The sequence below is a fragment of the Mesorhizobium sp. M0001 genome, assembly GCF_040324255.1.
GTDB lineage: Bacteria > Pseudomonadota > Alphaproteobacteria > Rhizobiales > Rhizobiaceae > Mesorhizobium.
The window spans coordinates 130,419-150,605 of sequence record NZ_JAMYVS010000004.1 but is presented as its reverse complement, the minus strand read 5'-3'; the positions used below and the strand labels follow the sequence as shown (position 1 = coordinate 150,605).

Annotated in this window: 18 protein-coding genes; 9 read left to right on the top strand and 9 right to left on the bottom strand. The window is 62.1% G+C overall.

The genetic code is table 11. The annotated features are described in order from the left end of the window. Positions 1-49: 49 nt before the first annotated feature. Both NKK50_RS13540 and NKK50_RS13535 read left to right on the top strand, forming a co-directional pair. The gene (locus NKK50_RS13540; protein WP_023694170.1) at positions 50-829 is read left to right on the top strand and encodes an SDR family oxidoreductase; all 780 of its coding nucleotides are present in this window, start codon (positions 50-52) and stop codon (positions 827-829) included. A 159-nt stretch (positions 830-988) separates the two neighbouring features. Next, positions 989-3,313: an NADP-dependent malic enzyme gene (locus NKK50_RS13535; protein ID WP_023684938.1), complete on the top strand. Its 2,325-nt coding sequence runs from the start codon at positions 989-991 to the stop codon at positions 3,311-3,313. A gap of 5 nt (positions 3,314-3,318) precedes the next feature. Here the strand turns inward: NKK50_RS13535 and NKK50_RS13530 are convergent, their stop codons facing one another. Continuing rightward, on the bottom strand, positions 3,319-3,939 hold the full coding sequence (locus NKK50_RS13530) for a DUF1287 domain-containing protein (protein ID WP_352543545.1): 621 nt from the start codon (positions 3,937-3,939) through the stop codon (positions 3,319-3,321). 204 nt (positions 3,940-4,143) lie between these two features. Here NKK50_RS13530 and NKK50_RS13525 point away from each other — a divergent pair, with 204 nt between their 5' ends. Further along, entirely contained in the window at positions 4,144-5,340 is a 1,197-nt protein-coding gene (locus NKK50_RS13525) for a DUF2865 domain-containing protein (protein WP_023694166.1), read from the top strand. Here NKK50_RS13525 and gltX read toward each other — a convergent pair. Continuing rightward, positions 5,258-6,631 carry a glutamate--tRNA ligase gene (gene gltX / locus NKK50_RS13520; RefSeq protein WP_023715973.1) on the bottom strand — a complete coding sequence of 458 codons (1,374 nt, stop codon included), beginning with the start codon at positions 6,629-6,631 and terminating at the stop codon, positions 5,258-5,260. The genes NKK50_RS13525 and gltX overlap by 83 nt on opposite strands. Positions 6,632-7,363: 732 nt before the next feature. Here gltX and NKK50_RS13515 point away from each other — a divergent pair. From NKK50_RS13515 to NKK50_RS13500, 4 genes are all read left to right on the top strand, one after another. Beyond that, on the top strand, positions 7,364-11,128 hold the full coding sequence (locus NKK50_RS13515; RefSeq protein WP_352543544.1) for a vitamin B12-dependent ribonucleotide reductase: 3,765 nt from the start codon (positions 7,364-7,366) through the stop codon (positions 11,126-11,128). Positions 11,129-11,166: 38 nt separating this feature from the next. Then, positions 11,167-11,430: a helix-turn-helix domain-containing protein gene (locus NKK50_RS13510; protein ID WP_023684932.1), complete on the top strand. Its 264-nt coding sequence runs from the start codon at positions 11,167-11,169 to the stop codon at positions 11,428-11,430. Between the two features lie 26 nt (positions 11,431-11,456). After that, entirely contained in the window at positions 11,457-12,047 is a 591-nt protein-coding gene (locus NKK50_RS13505; protein ID WP_023684931.1) for an ImmA/IrrE family metallo-endopeptidase, read from the top strand. 78 nt (positions 12,048-12,125) lie between these two features. Then, complete coding sequence (locus NKK50_RS13500) at positions 12,126-12,332, top strand: type II toxin-antitoxin system HicB family antitoxin (protein ID WP_023684930.1); 207 nt, start codon at positions 12,126-12,128, stop codon at positions 12,330-12,332. A gap of 33 nt (positions 12,333-12,365) precedes the next feature. Here NKK50_RS13500 and NKK50_RS13495 read toward each other — a convergent pair whose 3' ends face one another. After that, positions 12,366-12,971 carry a hypothetical protein gene (locus NKK50_RS13495; RefSeq protein ID WP_245263141.1) on the bottom strand — a complete coding sequence of 202 codons (606 nt, stop codon included), beginning with the start codon at positions 12,969-12,971 and terminating at the stop codon, positions 12,366-12,368. Between the two features lie 4 nt (positions 12,972-12,975). Then, positions 12,976-14,496, bottom strand: a complete 1,521-nt coding sequence (locus tag NKK50_RS13490; protein WP_352543543.1) for a DUF3592 domain-containing protein — start codon at positions 14,494-14,496, stop codon at positions 12,976-12,978. A gap of 163 nt (positions 14,497-14,659) precedes the next feature. Here NKK50_RS13490 and NKK50_RS13485 point away from each other — a divergent pair, with 163 nt between their 5' ends. Beyond that, a complete protein-coding gene (locus NKK50_RS13485; protein WP_023669051.1) occupies positions 14,660-15,601 on the top strand; it encodes a phosphoribosylaminoimidazolesuccinocarboxamide synthase in 942 nt (313 codons plus the stop codon). 20 nt (positions 15,602-15,621) lie between these two features. Here NKK50_RS13485 and NKK50_RS13480 read toward each other — a convergent pair whose 3' ends face one another. The 3 genes from NKK50_RS13480 to NKK50_RS13470 are packed head-to-tail and all read right to left on the bottom strand — an operon-like array spanning position 15,622 to position 17,313. Further along, positions 15,622-16,506: a DMT family transporter gene (locus NKK50_RS13480; RefSeq protein WP_023669052.1), complete on the bottom strand. Its 885-nt coding sequence runs from the start codon at positions 16,504-16,506 to the stop codon at positions 15,622-15,624. Continuing rightward, positions 16,503-17,111: a class I SAM-dependent DNA methyltransferase gene (locus NKK50_RS13475; RefSeq protein WP_023669053.1), complete on the bottom strand. Its 609-nt coding sequence runs from the start codon at positions 17,109-17,111 to the stop codon at positions 16,503-16,505. The genes NKK50_RS13480 and NKK50_RS13475 overlap by 4 nt, the downstream gene beginning before the upstream one ends. A 28-nt stretch (positions 17,112-17,139) precedes the next feature. Beyond that, positions 17,140-17,313, bottom strand: a complete 174-nt coding sequence (locus NKK50_RS13470) for a hypothetical protein (protein ID WP_023669054.1) — start codon at positions 17,311-17,313, stop codon at positions 17,140-17,142. 103 nt (positions 17,314-17,416) lie between these two features. Between NKK50_RS13470 and NKK50_RS13465 the strand changes: the two genes are divergently transcribed. Next, positions 17,417-18,376, top strand: a complete 960-nt coding sequence (locus NKK50_RS13465; RefSeq protein ID WP_023669055.1) for a LysR family transcriptional regulator — start codon at positions 17,417-17,419, stop codon at positions 18,374-18,376. Here NKK50_RS13465 and NKK50_RS13460 read toward each other — a convergent pair. Next, positions 18,366-18,872 carry a DUF2314 domain-containing protein gene (locus NKK50_RS13460; RefSeq protein WP_023684921.1) on the bottom strand — a complete coding sequence of 169 codons (507 nt, stop codon included), beginning with the start codon at positions 18,870-18,872 and terminating at the stop codon, positions 18,366-18,368. The genes NKK50_RS13465 and NKK50_RS13460 overlap by 11 nt on opposite strands. Positions 18,873-19,024: 152 nt before the next feature. Then, the gene (locus NKK50_RS13455; RefSeq protein ID WP_023690159.1) at positions 19,025-20,089 is read right to left on the bottom strand and encodes a glycoside hydrolase family 25 protein; all 1,065 of its coding nucleotides are present in this window, start codon (positions 20,087-20,089) and stop codon (positions 19,025-19,027) included. Between the last annotated feature and the right edge of the window lie 98 nt (positions 20,090-20,187).

Here is a 20,187-nt window from a genome sequence, read left to right as displayed (position 1 = left end):
GGCCAGCCAAAGGGCTAGCGTGCCGCGCCATTCACAGGAGAAAATCGTCATGGATCTTGGCATCAAGGGCAAGAAGGCCATCGTCTGCGCATCGAGCAAAGGGCTTGGCCGCGGCTGCGCCACGGCGCTGGCCGAGGCCGGTTGCGATCTCGTTGTCAACGGCCGCAATGCCGAGCTGCTGGCAAAAACCGCAGCCGAACTGCGCGAACGCTACGGCGTGAAGGTGACCGAGATCGTCGGCGACGTCTCGAAACCCGACGTGCAGCACGCGCTCCTTGCCGCCTGCCCCGACCCGGATATCCTGGTCAACAACAATGGCGGCCCGCCCTTGCGCGATTTCCGCGAGCTCGACCGCGCAAAGATCCTCGAAGGCGTGACGCAGAACATGGTGACGCCGATCGAACTGGTGCAGGCCGTGATCGACGGCATGGCCAAGCGCGGCTTCGGCCGCATCGTCAACATCACCTCGCTGTCGGTCTACGTCCCGATTCCCGGCCTCGATCTGTCGTCCGGCGCGCGAGCCGGGCTGACTTCGTTCCTCGCCGGCGTGGCACGAACGGTGATCGACCGCAACGTCACCATCAACAGCCTGCTGCCGGGCAAGCTCGACACCGACCGGCTGCGCGGCCCGCATGAGGCCGGCACGATGGAAGACCCGGCAGCGGCCGCAGCGCGCAAGACCCGCATCAGCGCCGACGTTCCGGCCAAGCGGCTCGGCACGCCGGAAGAGTTCGGCCAGATCTGCGCCTTTCTGTGCTCGGTCCATGCCGGTTATCTCACCGGCCAGAACATCCCGGTCGATGGCGGCCTCTATGTCAGCGCGTTCTGAAGGGCTCGATGGATAATCGGCAGGATTTCAGCGCAATCATCTGAAATAGTTCGATCTTTCCGGACCGGGTTGTTTTAGCCGCCCTTGCGTCATTTGGCGTCGCGAAAAACCATTTTTGCGTGCTAAAAGGCTGCAAAGCAGGTTTGAGGGAGCGGCCGCATGGAAGGCGAGAACAAGAAAACGGCACGTTCGGACCTCGACGAAGCCGCCCTCTACTTCCACAAGCATCCAAGGCCGGGAAAGCTCGAGATTCAGGCAACCAAGCCGCTCGGCAACCAGCGCGATCTGGCGCTGGCCTATTCGCCGGGTGTTGCCGCGCCCTGCCTCGAAATCCGCGACAATCCGGCAACCGCGGCCGATTATACAGCGCGCGCCAATCTGGTCGGCGTCGTCTCCAACGGCTCGGCCGTGCTCGGGCTCGGCAATATCGGCCCGCTCGCCTCCAAGCCGGTGATGGAAGGCAAGGCGGTGCTGTTCAAGAAATTCGCCGGCATCGACGTCTTCGACATCGAGATCGACGCGCCGGGCATAGAGCGCATGGTCGAGACGATCTCGGCGCTGGAGCCGACTTTCGGCGGCATCAATCTCGAGGACATCAAGGCGCCCGAATGCTTCGAGGTCGAGGCGCAGTTGAAGGCCCGCATGGGCATTCCCGTCTTCCATGACGACCAGCATGGCACCGCCATCATCGTCGCCGCCGCCGTGCTCAACGGGCTGGAATTCGCCGGCAAGACCATTTCCGACATCAAGATCGTCACCTCAGGCGCCGGTGCGGCAGCGCTCGCCTGCCTCAACCTGTTGGTCTCGCTTGGCGCCAAGGTAGAGAACATCTGGGTCACCGACCGCTTCGGCGTCGCCTACAAGGGCCGCACCGACGAGATGGATCGCTGGAAAGACCCCTATGTGAAGGACACCGAGGCGCGCACGCTGGCCGATGTGATCCCTGGCGCCGACGTTTTTCTCGGCCTGTCGGCCGCCGGCGTGCTGAAGCCGGAATTGCTTGATCATATGGCGCCTAAGCCGTTGATCCTGGCGCTGGCCAACCCCAATCCCGAAATCATGCCGGAGGTCGCGCGCGCCGCTCGTCCGGACGCGATGATCTGCACCGGCCGTTCCGATTTTCCCAATCAGGTCAACAACGTGCTTTGTTTTCCTTACATCTTCCGCGGTGCGCTGGACTGCGGCGCCAGCGCCATCAACGAGGAGATGAAGATGGCCGCGGTCCGGGCGATCGCCGCGCTTGCCCGCGAAGAACCGTCCGACGTCGCCGCCCGCGCCTATTCCGGCGAGACGCCGATCTTCGGACCCGACTTCCTTATCCCCTCGCCCTTCGATCCCCGCCTGATCCTGCGCATCGCGCCGGCGGTGGCCAAGGCTGCCTGCGACACCGGCGTCGCGACCCGGCCGATCACCGACTTCGCCGCCTATATCGACCAGCTCAACCGCTTCGTCTTCCGCTCCGGCCTAGTGATGAAGCCGGTGTTTTCCTCGGCCAAGGCGTCGACCGCCAAGCGCGTCATCTATGCCGACGGCGAGGATGAGCGCGTGTTGCGCGCAGCCCAGGTGGTGCTGGAGGAAGGCATTGCCGAGCCGATCCTGATCGGCCGCCCGCACGTCATCGAGGTCAGGCTGAAGCGCTACGGCCTGCGTATCAAGCCGGGCGTCGATTTCGGCCTGATCAACCCGGAAGACGATCCGCGCTACCGCCATTATGTCGACCTGTTGATCGAGCTTGCCGGCCGGCGCGGCGTGACGACGGAGGCCGCGCGCACCATGGTGCGCACCGACAATACGGTGATTGCGGCACTGGCCCTCAAACGCGGCGACGCCGACGCCATGATCTGCGGCCTCGAGGGCCGTTTCGAGCGGCATCTGCGCAATGTGACGCTGGTCATCGGACCACGCGCGGGCGTCAAGGACCGCGACCTGTCGACGCTGTCGATGCTAATCTCGCAGCGCGGCATCATCTTCCTCACCGACACCCATGTCTCGGTCGACCCGACGGCCGAGGAAATCGCCGAAATGACCATATTGGCGGCGGAGGAAATCCAGCGCTTCGGCATCGAGCCGAAGGCGGCGCTGCTGTCGCATTCGGATTTCGGCTCGCGCGATTCTCCCAGCGCGCTGAAGATGCGGCAGGCAGCGGCGATCCTGGCGCGCGTTGCGCCCGACCTGCAATGCGACGGCGAGATGCATGCCGATTCAGCCCTGTCGGAGCATCTGCGCCAGCGCGTCTATCCGCATTCGCGGCTGAAGGGCGAAGCCAATCTCCTGGTGTTCCCCAACCTCGACTCCGCCAACATCACGCTGACCGCGCTGCGCACGATGATGGATGCGCTGCATGTCGGTCCGATCCTGCTTGGCACCGACAAGCCGGCGCATATTTTGACGCCGTCGGTGACGTCGCGCGGCGTCGTCAATATGACGGCGCTGGCGGTGGTCGAGGCGGCGCACAAGGCGCAGGCGGTGGTTCATTTCGGCTGAGTTTCTCACGCAGGCGCGAAGCGGTAATGCCCGGTCTGCTTGAAGGCGAACAGCGTGTCCTCCTCGCGGGCGCCCGACCCGATATTGTGGATGACCAGCGCTCGTTCCGGCACGTCCGCCGTGCGTTCGGATGAGACGATGACGATGTGCGGCAGGTTGCCGGGCAGCATCTGGGTGACGATATCGCCCGGCTGAAAGTCGGGAGGATACTCGCTGGCGGGCAAGGAAACTCCCTTGCGCCCGAAAAATGCGGCAAGATTCCCGACCCGTCGGTGGTCGATGTTGCGGTCGGTCGCTTTCAGACCCCAGGTCTTGGGATAGGCGGCGAAATTGGCGGCCATATCCTCATGCACCAGTTTCTGCAGGTCGAGATTGAAGGCGCGGCGATAGGCGCGCACGATGACATCCGTGCACACGCCCCTATCCGGCGCGACGTCGCCGCCGGGATAGCCGAGGCGGACATAGGCCGGGTCGTAGAAGGTGGTGACGCCGATCTGCTCACGCCCGGCTTCGACCAATTTGCTGCGCCAGTCCGGAGCGGCTGGATTTTCCTGCGCCCGGACGGCGGGCGCCGCCAGGCACAACAGACCGAACTGCAGCGCGGTTCGACGGGTAATCGCGATCATGCCAGGTCCCCGGGGCATTGCTGGATCGTGGGATAATTCCGGGGCGATTGCGCCTTTTTTCATGCAGCGGTGAGATCGCACAGTTGCCGCCCTATCCAAACGCCTCCTGCAACGCGTCTATGGGCTAAGACCATCTTTGGTTGTAGATTGAGGGAACGGTTAACGGCGAATCCGGTAGACAGGCAGGCAAGCGGGGTTCGGGCAATGACGGGCGGACGATGGAGGCTGAAGCACCTGGCTGCGCTGCTCGGAGCGCTTGTGCTTTCGGCCGTCGCCACCACTGAACCGCAGGCCGCCTCCCGCGTTTGCCGTCAACTGGAAGCCGAGCTTGCTTCTTCATCGAATGGCGGCGGCAATTCCAGCATGGTGCGGAAGTATGACAAGGCCATCTCCCGCCAGTTCGAACAGCTATCAAAGGTGCGCGGTCGTGCGAGCGATGCGAATTGCGGGTTTTCGCTGTTTTCGCGCAATGTCAGCCAATGTGCTGCGCTGAACAGCAGCATCGATCGCATGAACGCCAATCTCGATGCGTTGCAAGCCAAGCGCGCGCAGCTTGCCGGCGGCGGCTCGCGGCGCGACCGCGGCCGCATCCTGGCCGCGCTCGACGCCAATGGCTGCCGTGACGAGCCCGCGCCGCGCCGGGAGCCGCTGCAGGAAGCCAGCCGCGAACCCGACGACGGCAATCTGTTCGACCAGCTTTTCGGCGGCAACCGGCAGATCGACACGCTCGATCAGCCCGATGATCCCGGCGAGGAGCGCAATGTGCGCCGGGTGCTCAATCAGCCCGGCGTGCCGGATTTCCCGACGGTCGGCGGCGAGTTCCATACGAGCTGCGTGCGCACCTGCGACGGCTATTTCTTCCCGATGTCGAACTCGGCTTCGCTCGGCGATTTCGAGCGCGACCAGAAGAATTGCGAATCGAGCTGCCCCGGCACCGAAATGCAGGTGTTCTATTCGCGCGGCATGGAAGACGATTCGGCCAACATGACGTCGTCGGTGACCGGCAGGCCCTACAGCGAGTTGCCGACCGCCTATCTCTACAAACAGCCCAACATGTCGCGGCCGCTGGCTTGTGGCTGCAATGCGCAGGCCGGAAATTTCGAGATCATCGGCGGCAACCCGCCACCGCCCGAGCAATCGCAGCCTGATACCGAGACAACGCCATTCATTCCGGTGCCGGCGGCCAAACCCGATCCGGGCGCGGATCCGGAGACGCTGGCGAACGTACAAGGCGGGCTCGACCGCGCCGCCATCAAGCGCCTTGCCGTCAAGCCGGTGGTGTCGCCGGTGTCGCTGATCCCGCCGGACCAGCGCAAGGTCAGGGTCGTCGGGCCAGCGTTCCTTCCCGACCCAGCAGCGGCAATAGATCTGCAAGCTCCGGCCCGGAAGCAAGTCCGGTAAGGGCCAACCTGAGCGGCATGAACAGCGCCTTGCCCTTGCGGCCGCTGGCTTCCCTGATCCTGGCCGTCCAGTCTTTCCAGACCGTGCCGGTCCACGGCTCTTCCGGCAGCAGGTCGAAGGCCTGCTGCAGGAAGTCGCGATCCTCGTCGGAAAATTCCGGCGCCGGCTGCGGGCCGTCGGCAAAGATACGCCACCAGCCGACCGCGTCGCTCAGCCGGTCGAGATTGCCGCGCACCGCCAGCCAGAACGGCTCGGCCTTGTCGCCGGAGATGCCGAGCACGATCAGCCGGTCCCGCGCCTCGGAAAAAGGCATGTGGTGCATGAGCGCACGATTGAGCACGAACAGCTCGTCCGGGTCGAATTTGGCCGCCGATTTCGACGTGGCGGCGGGATCGAAGCGCGCGGCCAGTGTCGGCATGTCATGCACCGCCGCGACATTTTCCGAGGTGCCGACAAGGACGGCCAGCGAGGCAACCGCCATCGGCTCGATGCCCTCCTCGCGCAAGCTCTCGATCGACAGCGCACCGCTGCGCTTCGACAGACCCTCGCCCGAGGCCGTAGTCAAGAGATTGTGGTGGCCGAAGACAGGCGGCTCGGCGCCTAGCGCCTTGAACAACGCGATCTGCACGCCGGTGTTGGTGACGTGGTCGTCGCCGCGGATGACATGGCTGACGCCCATCTCGATGTCGTCGACGACCGAAGGCAGCGTGTAGAGATGAGTGCCGTCCTCGCGCCGCAGCACCGGATCGGACAGTGAGGCCAGATCGACGGTTTCCTCGCCGCGCACCAGATCGTTCCAGTGCACTTCGGTGCGCTCGGGCTGCAGCGGATCGCTGGTGAAGTTCGGCAGCAGGAAGCGCCAGTGCGGCCGGCGCCCGTCCGACCGGTATTCGGCGATCTGCTGCTGCGAAAGCGCCAGCGCCTCGCGGCCATAGACCGGCGGCAGGCCGCGCGTGCGGCGCACCTTGCGGCGCAGGTCGAGTTCTTCGGGGGTTTCGTAGCAGGGATAGACAACGCCGGCCCTTTGCAGCCGCTCCACTGCCGCGTCGTAAGTTTCGAAGCGCCGCGACTGGTATTCGGTGGCATCGGGGAAAATCCCCAGCCAGTGCAGGTCGTAGAGGATGGCGTCGGAAAATTCCTGCCTTGAGCGGGCAATGTCTGTGTCGTCGAAGCGCTGGATGAAACGGCCCTTGTTGTTCATGGCGAACAGCCAGTTGAACAAGGCGGTGCGGGCATTGCCGATATGAATGCGGCCGGTTGGTGAGGGGGCAAAACGGACGGTAACTGTCATGGGCGGGGCGTAACGGATGCTCTTGGAATTGACAAGACGCGCCCCCGCGCGACGCCAAAGACATAATGCACGCCAGCTAAAATGAAAAGGCTGTGAGCCAGAATCCGGCCGGGCCTGTCTCGGGTGAACCGCTCACCAGCGGTCCACGCCGGCAGAATCGGGCTTCCCTCAGCCGCTTTTTGTCCCCGTTATCCACATATGTGACACACAAGATGTTGGGGTCACAAAAGCTACGCAAACGAATCCTTGACGACGCAAACCGAGTCGCCTTTTATGTGCCATGTGCTCTTGTTGAGGGCGCGACCGGAGAGTTTCGAGCCCGGTCATTTTTCCCGGATTTTGTGCGTTTTGGCCATGATTTCCGCCTGTTTACGAGGCTGGCGGAAGCGTTGGATCGTGGGGGCTTCGGGAGCGAAAAGGGAGATTTGTCGGACTGGAATAAATTGTCTGTTAACACTATATTTAGTGTTTGCAGGCAGGTTCGACGCTAGATAATGTGAATTTCCCTCGGTCGAGGGAATCGAGGAAAAATTCAGTTTTGAGGGACCCGCAGGGTTCGGCGCAGAGTTGGAACAGCGGCTTCGTAAGAAGCTCGACCGGCAAGGCGACGAAGACTGCCACAAGGAGAGCCGGTGTTTTCGAACGCCGGCAGACGGCGGACATGCGCGTTTCGCATTGGGGGCAGAAATCCCCGGGGAAAAGCGCTATATATAGACAAAAGGGACCGGACCAATGCGCATCGAGCGTCGTTTCACCAAGCCAGGCCAATCAGCTTACGCGGAGATCGAATTCCGCAAGGCGCTTTCGGAGATCAAGAATCCGGACGGCTCGGTGGTGTTCCGCTTGGACAATATCGATGTGCCAGCGCAGTTCTCGCAGGTTGCCGCCGACATCCTGGCGCAGAAGTATTTCCGCAAGGCCGGCGTGCCCGCGCGCCTGAAGAAGGTCGAGGAGAACGACGTCCCCTCCTTCCTGTGGCGCTCCGTCGCCGACGAGGCCGAGCTTGCCAAGCTGCCGGAAGCCGAGCGCTACGGTTCCGAAATCGACGCCCGCCAGGTCTTCGACCGGCTGGCCGGCACCTGGACCTATTGGGGCTACAAGGGCGGCTACTTCAAGTCGGAAGAAGACGCGAGCGCCTTCCGCGACGAACTCGCCTATATGCTCGCCACCCAGCGCGTTGCGCCGAACTCGCCGCAATGGTTCAACACCGGCCTGCACTGGGCCTACGGCATCGATGGTCCGAGCCAGGGCCACTATTATGTCGACCCGTTTACCGGCAAGCTGACCAAGTCGAAGTCCTCCTACGAGCATCCGCAGCCGCATGCCTGTTTCATCCAGGGCGTGCAGGACGATCTCGTCAACGAAGGCGGCATCATGGACCTGTGGGTGCGTGAAGCGCGTCTGTTCAAATATGGCTCGGGCACCGGCTCCAATTTCTCGATGCTGCGCGGCGAAGGCGAAAAGCTGTCGGGCGGCGGCCGTTCGTCCGGCCTGATGAGCTTCCTCAAGATCGGCGACCGCGCGGCGGGCGCCATCAAGTCGGGCGGCACCACGCGTCGTGCGGCCAAGATGGTCATTGTCGACGCCGACCATCCCGATATCGAGGAATTCATCGACTGGAAGGTCAATGAAGAGCAGAAGGTGGCGTCGCTGGTCACCGGCTCCAAGATCGTGAAAAAACATCTCGAAGCGATCATGAAGGCCTGCATCAACTGCGAAGGCCATGATGACGACTGCTTCGACCCGTCGATCAACACCGCGCTGAAGCGCGAGATCAAGGCGGCCAAGAAGTCGGCCGTGCCGGAGAACTACATCTACCGTGTCATCCAGTTCGCCAAGCAGGGCTACACCTCGATGTCGTTCAAGACCTACGACACCGACTGGGATTCCGACGCCTACCTCACAGTTTCCGGCCAGAACTCCAATAATTCGGTGTCGCTGAAGGACAATTTCCTGCGCGCCGTCGAGGACGATGCCGACTGGCACCTCACCGCCCGCAAGGACGGCAAGGTGCTGAAGACGCTGAAGGCGCGCGACCTGTGGGAGAAGATCGGCTACGCCGCCTGGGCGTCGGCCGACCCGGGCCTGCATTTCAACACGACGATGAACGACTGGCATACCTGCGCTTCGGCCGGTGCGATCCGGGCCTCCAACCCGTGCTCGGAATACATGTTCCTCGACGACACGGCCTGCAACCTCGCCTCGATCAACCTTTTGCCCTACCGCAATGCCGATGGCACGATCGACATCGCCGCCTATGAGCACACGGTGCGGCTGTGGACCGTCGTCCTCGAAATCTCGGTGATGATGGCGCAGTTCCCGTCGAAGGAGATCGCCAAGCAGTCCTACGAGTACCGCACGCTCGGCCTCGGCTATGCCAACATTGGAGGCCTGCTGATGACGTCTGGCATTCCCTATGATTCCGACGAGGGCCGCGCCATCTGCGCCGCACTCACCGCCATCATGACCGGCATTGCCTATGCCACTTCGGCCGAGATGGCCGGCGAGCTCGGCGCCTTCGCCGATTACGACCGCAATGCCCAGAACATGCTGCGCGTCATGCGCAACCATCGCCGTGCCGCCTATGGCGAGAAACAGGGCTACGAGAAGCTCGCCGTCAATCCGGTGCCGCTGGTCGCGTCCGACCTGAAGCAGCAGGAATTGGCCACGCACGCCAAGGCTGCCTGGGACCGCGCCATCGAACTCGGCGAGGAGCATGGCTACCGCAACGCGCAGGCGACCGTGATTGCGCCGACCGGCACGATCGGTCTCGTCATGGATTGCGATACCACCGGCATCGAGCCCGACTTCGCCTTGGTGAAGTTCAAGAAGCTCGCCGGCGGCGGCTATTTCAAGATCATCAACCGCGCCGTGCCGGAAGCGCTGCGCACGCTGGGCTATTCAGAAAGCCAGATCGCCGAGATCGAGGCTTACGCTGTCGGCCACGGCAACATGAACCAGGCGCCGGCGGTCAACCCCGGCTCGCTCAAGGCGAAGGGTTTTACCGACGACAAGATCGCGGCGCTTAACGCAGCACTGAAGTCGGCCTTCGACATCAAGTTCGTCTTCAACCAGTGGACGCTCGGCGCCGACTGGGTGAAGGAGACGTTCGGCTTCACCGACGAGCAGCTCAACGATTTCTCGTTCGAGATGCTGCCGGCGCTGGGCTTCTCCAAAAAGGACATCGAGGCCGCCAACATCCATGTCTGCGGTGCGATGACGCTGGAAGGCGCGCCCTTCCTCAAGGCCGAGCATCTCGCGGTGTTCGACTGCGCCAGCCCGTGCGGCAAGATCGGCAAGCGCTCGCTGTCCATCAACAGCCACATCCAGATGATGGCGGCGGCACAGCCCTTCATCTCCGGCGCCATCTCCAAGACCATCAACATGCCCAACGATGCGACGGTGGAAGACGCCAAGGGCGCCTACATGCTGTCGTGGAAGCTGGCGCTGAAGGCCAACGCGCTCTATCGCGACGGCTCGAAGCTGTCGCAGCCGCTCAATTCGTCGCTGCTCGCCGACAGCGAGGACGACGAGGACGACGCGGTCGAGCAGTTGATCGCGGCGCCCGCTTCACAGCGTGCCGTGCAGGTCACCGAGAAGATCGTCGAGCGCGTCATCGAACGCCTCTACCGCGATCGTGAAAAACTGCCGAATCGCCGCAAGGGCTACACCCAGAAGGCAGTCGTCGGCGGCCACAAGGTCTACCTGCGCACGGGCGAATTCGACGACGGCCGCATCGGCGAGATCTTCATCGACATGCACAAAGAAGGCGCCGCTTTCCGGGCGATGATGAACAACTTCGCCATCGCCATCTCGCTTGGCTTGCAATATGGCGTGCCGCTCGAGGAATTTGTCGAGGCCTTCACCTTCACCAAATTCGAGCCGGCCGGCATGGTGCAGGGCAACGACGCGATCAAGAATGCGACGTCGATCCTCGACTACGTGTTCCGCGAACTCGCCGTGTCCTACCTCGGCCGCCACGACCTCGCCCATGTCGACCAGTCGGATTTCGACAAGACGGCGCTCGGACGCGGCATCAACGAAGGCAAGGCGACGCCGTTCTCGAAGGGCCTTACCCGCGGCGCCTCGCCGGTCAAGTTGGTGTCTGGCCTAGGTGGCGAACCCAAGGGGTTTGCCGGATCACCTGCCGCGGCCCCTGCCCGGGTCACCCCAACTGCGTTCTCAGGCTCCAATGTGCTGGCGCTTAAACCAGCAAGCGACGAAGCCATCGCCTACAAGCGCGACTATGAGGAGCGAGCCAAGGAATTGGTCGAAGATATTGTTTCCGAGGAGGCAGCCGATCCCACCGGGTTGTTCACCGACGAAGCAGCGAAAGAAGCGGCCGAGGCAAAGGCGCTTGCCTCCACGCGGCGTCAGCAATCCTTGATGCAAGGCTACACCGGCAACGAATGCTCGGAATGCCACAACTTCACCATGGTGCGGAACGGCACCTGCGAGAAGTGCGATACCTGCGGCTCGACGAGCGGGTGCAGCTGAGAAATCGAGGGTCGGACGAAGATTCCTAGGAGATTTTCATGAGCAATGGCAGTCCGGAAAAATTTGGCGCATTTGTTGAGCGCACACGCCGTGAGAAGAGATGGTCACAGAACCAGCTCGGAAAGTTGATCGGTGCAGGCAGCGCATACATCACGAGTGTGGAAAACGGGGAAATCTGGCCGACCGATTACATCCTAGACCAACTTGCGGCGCTTTTTGGGGTGCCTCATGAGTATCTGATCGTTATGCTCGGACCGAAGCCGCAATCGGCCGTCGAAGCTCAACCTCGACCTAAGGCCTGAAACGCCCATGCGGCCAGGAGGATACCATGAAATCCCTGGATCGCTTCAACTCCGAAAAGCTAAGTGAACTTGAGATCGCCGATCGTGCCCGCAACTTCAGAGGTACCTTCGGCGTCTCAGACAAACTTTATATAAATATCATAGAAATTCTTGAATTCAGATTGAAGGAGATACTTCCCGATTTCAAATTGATGGTTCGGCGTGACATCGAACTGGACAAAACTGCACAGGCTATGAATGATCCACCGAGGATTTTGGTTAGAGAGTCGATCTATGACGGAGCTTGCGACGGAGATCAGGAATGCCGCAGAATACTGGCCCACGAATTGGGTCATCTACTCTTACATGCGCACATAGGCGGCACAAAACAGCAAGATATTCTTGGCTACTCTCCTCAATTTGAGAATATGAATGCGCTGGATAGCATAGAAGATCAGGCAGATATATTTGCACGGAATTTCTTAGTTCCGCCATTCATTGCATTCGAGCATAGACACGATATAGAAAAGCTCTCAAAAATTACCGGCGCTCCCATCAATATTGCGTCAGCCGCTGCATTGATTTCTAAGCGCACTGAGATGCTGAAGGTCAGGCAGCCACCGAAAAGACAACAGTAAATTTGTTTCGCGCCAGCATCAAGTTGTGGCAGAGCGCGCCGAAGCCTTCTGAAGTGGTCGGCCTAACGGACTGATGACATGCGTTATGCAGTCGTAATCGAAAAAGCCGGAGAAAATTTTTCCGCCTATGTGCCGGATCTACCGGGCTGCATCGCGACTGGTGCGACAGTGCCGGAGGTGGAAATCGAAATTCGCGACGCAATACGGTTCCATATCGAGGGCTTGCGTGCTGATGGGCTGGATATACCGAAAGGCCTCAGTCTCACAAAATACGTCGAAGCATAGAGACAGACCCCGACCAGGATTTTCTGCGCCTACCTACTCCACCACCCTCAGCGTCTGCTCGTCAAACAACGGTTCGTCCTGCCCCGCTCGCACAAACAGCACCTTGTGCCCGTCGCCCGCCGGTACCTCGAAATACTGGATGCCATCCGGCATTTCGCCCCAGTCGCCGCAGGGCGGTTCGGGAACTTCATCACTGGCGAGCGCCTGCAGCTCCTTGGCGTAGGCGGCGTCGGGGTTGAATGTGTAGCGCTTGACGCCGGCGGGCACGGTGCCCTGCGTATAAGGCGCCAGTACGCAGCGGGCGCTGACTGATTTGTCGGTCTTTTCCAGCAACAGGCGCAGCACTGCGGCCTCGGCGGTTTCGCCTGCCTTGATGTCGAACACCTCGACCAGAGGATCGGGCGCGCCGCCGTCGCTGTATTTGATCGCGAGCGCGTTGCCCACAAATTCGAAATGGATCTGGCGGAAGCCGTAATCGCAGCGCTGCACCCAGGCGGCCAGCCCAACCCTCTTGTCGGCCAGCTTTTCCCAGACGCATTTGTCGATCGGCGGGCGCGACGGCGACGGCTCGTCCGCATATGCAGCGGCTGATATCGCCGCGGCGGCAAACAGCACGCAAATCCAGACAATCGATCTCATGGCGCTATTCATCGCTGCATCCTGTCAATGTGAAGGCGTCCCACGCCGAGCCGTCCGGATTGGCATTGGCGAAATCGGCAAATTCGGTGAAGCCCGCGCCGAAATCGGGCAGCAACAGCCCTTTCGGCGCCGGTGTCGCTTCGCGCGAATTCAGCTGCTCGGCGCCGCCTCCGGTCAAGGCATAGACCTGGCCCATCCATATCCGGCACATCCCGCTGCCGTCCTCCAGCCCCGCTTCGCGGTCGTCGTCGGTGCAGGCATGGCGGATGGTGCCGAGCGGAAACGAATTTTTGCCATTGGTCCAGGTGATGTCGGCCGGCAAGCGCGTGTCGGTGTTGGGGACGGTCACCGAAAACACTTCGGCCGTCAGTGCCGCCGGCTCATTGTCGAACGGCCGGAATTGCATCACCGCGCCCGAACGAGGCTCGCGGTAGGTGGCATGGCTGAGCAGACATTCTTTTGCGCTCGCTGCCTGCACGGCGCCGAGCAGAGCCAGGGAAACGACAGCCAGCCTGCGGACGATCATTGGATGTCTTGTCATGAAAGTGGGCGCCTCAGATAAACCGACCAGCCACGCCGCGCCGCCCAGAAACGCGGCCGAACAGACCCACAGCAGCCAAAGCCCGCGCACCCTGCATTCGAGCACTGCCGAGGCGGGGTTGGCTGGGTCGTAATGCACGTCGACCTTGCCGCCCTCGGCATAGCTGCGCCCTTGGCCGCTGACGAGGCCGGGCATTGAAGCGGTGACCGTGGCGCCGAAGGTGACGCGGTCTGAGGTGTAGCGCTGGCCGGCGACGCCGTAGCTGTAGACGATGCGGGATTTGAAGACGGTGCTCCAGCGTCGATGGCCGCTGTAGTTTCGCAGCGCCTGCAGACCGGAGGAGTCAATGCGGCCGGGGGCGACCGGCCATTTTGCCGCCTGCTCGGCAAGCGACTTCTGGACGAAGGCCATGCGCAGGATCATCAGGCCCATGAACAGCAGCAGCGCTCCGGCGCCGAGGTTCTGCGGCTTGGGCAAATGCGGCCGGATCGCCTCCAGCACGCCACCGAGCGAAAACACCAGCACCACCGTGCCGATCACCAGCCCGGCCGAGAGCTTGACCATGAACTTGAAGGCGCCGTCCGGCAGGGTGCGTTCGATCACGGCCTTGCCCGGATCGGCCGGATTGTAGAAGACGGTCACTTCAGCGCCGGTGGGAAACTGCGCCAAGGTTTCGGTGACTTCGAAATTCCCCAGATTCTCCTTCACGCTGTAGCGCGAGCTTTGAAATTTCTTTTTACCGACCTTGTATTCGAAGGTGACCGCCGGAAAATTGCGCAGCTCGGTGGTGTCGCTGCTGTCCGAGCCGACGCCCGACCTTCTGACTTCGCGCGCCTCGACGCGCGACGAGATGATCTTGCCCGGCGCCGGCAGCCAGTGGCTCATCGCCTGCACCTCGCGCCATTTGACGAAGGTGATGAACGACAGACCGCCCGCGATCGCGCAGGCAAATCCGACAATCAGAAATTTGAGCTCTACGTCCACCGCGATCCCCAGGAGTGCCGGAAGCTGCAAATAGATAGCACGGCGAAGGCGATGTCTTGGTTATTCGCAAAGGACGAACCGCCCTTCCTCGGGTATCGAAGCCCCCTCAACTTTGTTAAGAGTCGCCCAAACTGTTAGGAGCCATGAGACCAGGATGACAGCACTGCGCGTTCTCTCGGATGCCTTCATTCCGGAACTCCCGAACCACTACAAAGGCAAGGTCCGCGAGAATTACGATCTGCCGGATGGCCGCCGCATCATCATCGCCACCGACCGGCTGAGCGCCTTCGATGTGATCCTGACCGCAATACCGCTCAAGGGAGAGCTGCTGACGCAGACGGCGCGCTACTGGTTCGAGGAAACGGCGGACATCTGCCAAAACCATGTGCTCGATTATCCCGACCCCAATGTCGTTGTCGGCACCAGGCTCGACATTCTGCCGGTGGAAATCGTTGTTCGCGACTATCTCGCCGGCACCACCAGCACTTCGGTGCTGACGAAATACAAGAACGGCGAACGCGATATGTACGGCATCCGCCTGCCGGACGGACTGCGCGACAATGAGAAGCTGCCGCAGGCCATCATCACACCGACCAGCAAGGCGCTCGATGGCGGTCATGACGAGCCCTTGACGCGCGACGAGATTTTGACGCGCGGCCTGTTGTCGGAAGAGCAATGGGACACAGTCTCGCGCTATGCGCTGGCGCTGTTTGCGCGCGGCAAGGCGCTGGCCGCCAAGCGCGGCCTGATCCTGGTCGACACCAAATATGAGTTCGGCACGAACAAGGATGGCACCATCATCCTTGCCGATGAAATCCATACGCCCGACTCAAGCCGCTACTGGCTTGCGGCAACCTATGAAGAGCGTTTCAAGGCAGGCGAGCGGCCGCAAAGTTTCGACAAGGACTTTATTCGCGCCTGGGTGACCGCGCGCTGCGATCCCTACAAGGATCGTATTCCGAAAATCCCCGCCGAGCTCATCGAGCAGACATCGCGGGTTTACACGCAGGCCTTTGAGACCATCACCGGCAAGACCTTCACCGCCGATATCTCGGGAAAGACGGTGCTGGACCGCATTCGCGAGAACCTGCGACCTTATTTCTGACGGCGGCTGGCGGCCGCCGGTCAACTTGCCGAGGTCGCGGACACGGACGGTTCTGGCGGAGCGCGCCACGTGCCGAGATATGATCCGCACAGGATGAGCGCGAAAGCCGCTACAATGCCGATATCGAGCGGCTCTGAAAGGACGAGCACGCCGGCTGCCACGGAGACGGCGGGCGCCACATAGGTTATGACGACCGCCCGTTCGGGGCCGATCTCCCGCACCAGCAGAAAATAGGTGGCGAAGGCGATCGCCGTGCAAAACACGCCAAGACCGAGGATTGCGCCAACCACCGTTGTCGACGGCATGGCCGCCGGCCAGGCCAACGCCGCCGGCACGGCGTAGATCAGCGCGGCCCCTGCCAGACAGACTGCCGTCAGCGAGGTTGCCGGCACATCGTTCAGCCAGCGCGACGCGATGATCGAACCCGAGGCATAGCAGGCCGCGGCCATGAGAATCTCGACGACCGCGAGAAATCCGCCACCCAAGGTCGGCAGCGCCAGCACGAAGACACCGGCAAAACCGAGGAAAAGACCGGTCCAGCGGCGTATCCCCAGCCGCTCATCCGAGCCCATCAGCTTTGAGAGCGCGACGGTTACCGCCGGCGTCATGGCAATCAGCAGTCCGGCGGTGGAACTGTCGATGCTGACTTCGCCATGGGTGATCAGCCCCCATGGCAGGATCATCTCGACCAGACAGAATGCGGCGACCGCCGGCCAATGTGTCTTCAGCCATCCGAAACTGCGCTGGACAAGGACGAAGGGCAGCAGCGCCAGGGCGCCGACGGCTGTTCGGGCAAAGACCAGGAAGGGCACCGACACCTCGGCAACCGCCAGCTTGATCAACAAATAGGGAATGCCCCACAGGAGGCTGAGCAGCACGAACAAAAACAGTCCGCGGCGCGTCATGACGGCCTCACAGCCAGAAAGGTGGTCCACTCTTCGCGATCGCGGCCGACGTTGAATTCGTCTCCGACAAGAACCAGCCCGGCGTTTTCAAGGCGGGCCGCGAAGTCGTCCCTGCGCCAGTAGACCGTATGATATTCGCCGCTCTTCTCGCCATCGCCAATGCGCATCGAGACGAGGAAGGCGCCGCCCGGCCGCAACGACCCGGCAATCTTGGCAAGCACCTGGTCGGCCTGCTCGCGCGGCACGTGGATCAGGACGCACAATGCGAGCACCGCGTCGTAGGGGCCGCCGAGATCGTCGGTGATGAGATCGAGAAACTCACCATGCTTGCCGCGTGCGGCCTGCAACTCGAGAAACCGCTTCGTTGCGTCTGTGCGCCGAACCTGGACACCGAGCCCTTCGACGAAGTCCGCATCGTATCCGGGCCCCGAACCGACTTCCAGAATCCGGCCACCTTTGCCGGCGATCTTCACCAGGCGCTTCAGCCATTTCTGTTCTCTTTGGTTCGGAACGTGCCGCACCAGAGCGTCGTAGCGTTCGGCATAGTCCTCATAGGCGTTGATCGTTTGGCGGCTCTTCGCCAGATCCTCGGATGGCACAGTCATCTTTCCCTCCCCTGGTCAAAGAGCTTGCTTAGCCAATGGTGCCGGGAGGCACGCGTCCGTCAAGCATACCGATATCCCTGAGGAAATGATCCGACAGCGAGCGGCGGTCGAGCAAGCCGCGCTTGCGAGGCCTGAACGGCGCGGTGAAGAGGTCGAGCACCGGGCGGCGAAGCGTGTTGTAGAGAGCGATGGTGGTGGTCATTGCCGTATCCTCAGGGTTTGATCCGATGAATGCAGCATGCCGTTTTCCGGGCTTGGTTTCCAATCGAACGTCGCGTAGTATGCATCAGCGGGATTGATGCGTCATGAGCTGGGAACTACCACCATTAGGAGCCATCAGGGTCTTTGAAGCCGCGGCCCGGCTGGGCAGTTTCACCAAGGCAGCCGAAGAACTCGGCATGACCCAATCAGCTGCCAGCTATCAGATAAAGGTGCTGGAAGAACGTGCCGGAACGCCGCTTTTCATAAGAAAAACAAGGCAGATCGCGCTGACCGAGGCCGGACAGCAGCTGGCGCCGCACGCAACAGGCGCGTTCTCGACCCTGGCCGACGCATGGGTCGCCACCAAGGGTGGAGCGACCGGCGTGCTGTCGGTGACGACCATGGAAACCTTCGCATCGAACTGGCTGGCCGTATGGCTTGGAACATTCCAGCTGATGCATCCCGATCTTGCCGTGAAGGTGAATACATCGCACGGGCTGGTCGATTTCACGCGCGGCGACATGGATGTCGGCATTCGCACCGGCAGTGGAAAATGGCCGGGCCTGACGGCTCACTATCTGTTCAAGGCGGACTATACGCCGATGCTCAGCCCGAGACTCGCCGAAAGCGTCGGCGGCATCCACCGCCCCGAGGATCTCTACCAAGTGCCGCTATGCTGTGCCGACGATCCCTGGTGGGAAATCTGGTTCAAGGCTGCCGGCGTGCCGTTCGAGCCCGATCGCGTCATCGCTGGCCCGAAGCTGGGTACGCAGGCCTATGATGCGATGGCGGCGCTGACCGACAAGGGCGCCGCGATCCTCACCAGAAACCTTTACAGCGCCCTGTTGGAAAAGGGCCAGTTGATACAGCCATTCGGCGTGCTTGGATCGGACGGCGACGGCTATTGGCTGGTGCATCTGGAGAGCCGCCGCAACGCGCCCAAAATCAAGGTGTTTCGCGACTGGGTGCTGGCGCAGACGGCAGAGATACGCGAACGCGAAAAGCGCGACAGCCCTCTAGGCACCGCGATAAAACTCGCCCCCGCCTCAACCCTCAGTCCTTGAAGGTCAACCCGTATCTTGCAACCTGTTCCTTCGGCATATCCGCAAGCGCCTGGCGCGTGGTGTAGCCGCCATAGATCACCTTGCCGTTCTTGATCATCCAGTCCTCGACGTCGGCCTCGGTCACCGTCATCCTGTCGCCCATCTTGTACTTGTTGCCATTGACCGGGACGTCGGCGAGCAGGCCGATATAGGAGCCGTCGCTGTAGCCGACCAGCTGCAGCCAGATATGCTCGGTGGCGCCGTTCTGGGTCAGCGGGAATTTTACCGTGTAGGTGCCGGGTGTGCCGGCGTCCATCAATTCGTGGAAGCGCTTGAGGGTCGAGCGGCCGCTGTCCTTGGCGGCCTGCATCGCCTTGTCCTCGGTGGAATAGGACACGACGTTCTGCTTCGACTCCGCCAGCGAAGCGCCACTTCCGCCCGGCATGTGGCCGAGCGAACTGAAAAACCCGTAGCCGACGGCGGCGGCAAGTGCGACAGCCACAACTGGATTGCGCATGGATCCCTCCGAAACCCGATCACGGGCACGTTACCGGAAGGCTGTTGCGATACCGCTAAAGGACACAGTGAGCGGATCGTTAGCGAGACGCTGAAAATTCAACCCAAGGCGCAGCGGCAGGCAGCGCAGGCGCACCGGCACCTGCCTGACGTTCAGTCGGCGTCGGCGACGGTCGTCTGCCCGCCTGCCCATGCCCGCCAGGCGCGCTCGTCGCCATGGAAGACGTTGAGGTCGATGCGGCCGGTCACGCCGTGCGACAGGCCGGAGCCGGAATACTGCCAGAACAGCCATTTGCGGCCGGGATAGACTTTTGAGGGATGCCGCGCGACGGCGCGCAGCCAGAACGGATAATCGAGAAACGCACCCTTGAGATTGTCGCGATAGAAATCCGGCGCGGTGTAGATGATGGGCCGCTGGCCGTAATGGCGCTCCAGCTTGTCCATGAACACCTTCATCTTTTCCAGCACGGTGGCCCGCGACGGCCGCCGCTTGCAGGAAGATTCGCCGTTCCACTCGACATCGATTACCGGTGGCAGCGCGCCTTCGACCCTCGGCACATTGCGGATGAACCAGTCGGCCTGCTCGCCCGCAGTGCGGCACCAGTAGAAGAAATGATAGGCGCCGCGCTTCAGCCCGGCGGCGTCGGCATTGCGCCAGTTCTTCATGAACATCGGGTCGAGATGGTCGCCGCCATCGGTCGCCTTGATGTAGGCGAAGTTGGCGCCCTGGGCACGCAGCTTGCGCCAGTTGACATTGCCCTGCCAGCGCGAGACGTCGACGCCGTGGACGGCAAGGTAGCGTGGCGAAGCCTTGCCGAAATTGATCGGCTTGGCGTCGCGGAAACCGTAGCGGGTGACCGGCGAGGCCAGCATGGCCGGCGCCGCGCGCGTCAACCGCTTCGGCGCAGACATCAGAGCGGCGGGCTCGAGCTGTGGTCTGGTGCTCCCCTGCGGCGTGCCCGCGACGATGGCCTCTTCTTCCTCGACCATGGAAAAGGGCGGCGCATTGTCGGCCACAGCGTTGTCGGCCACCATGTCGGACCGCATCGGCGCGAGGTCGGCGGTCTCCGCCGGAGCCGCTGTGACCGGCGCGCTCGGACGCACGACCGAACTGGTCGTCTCGTTCGACGGCTGCAAGCCATCGACGCCCGCTGTGGACGAACAGCCGGCAAGCCACAGCGATGCCAACATGAAACTGACGACGCCTGAAATCCGCATCTGGACCTGTACGCAAAACACAACAGACCGAAGGCAAACAGACGCCGCCGGACAAACCGGCCTCGATTACTAACGAGAAATTACCAACAAAGTTTGAA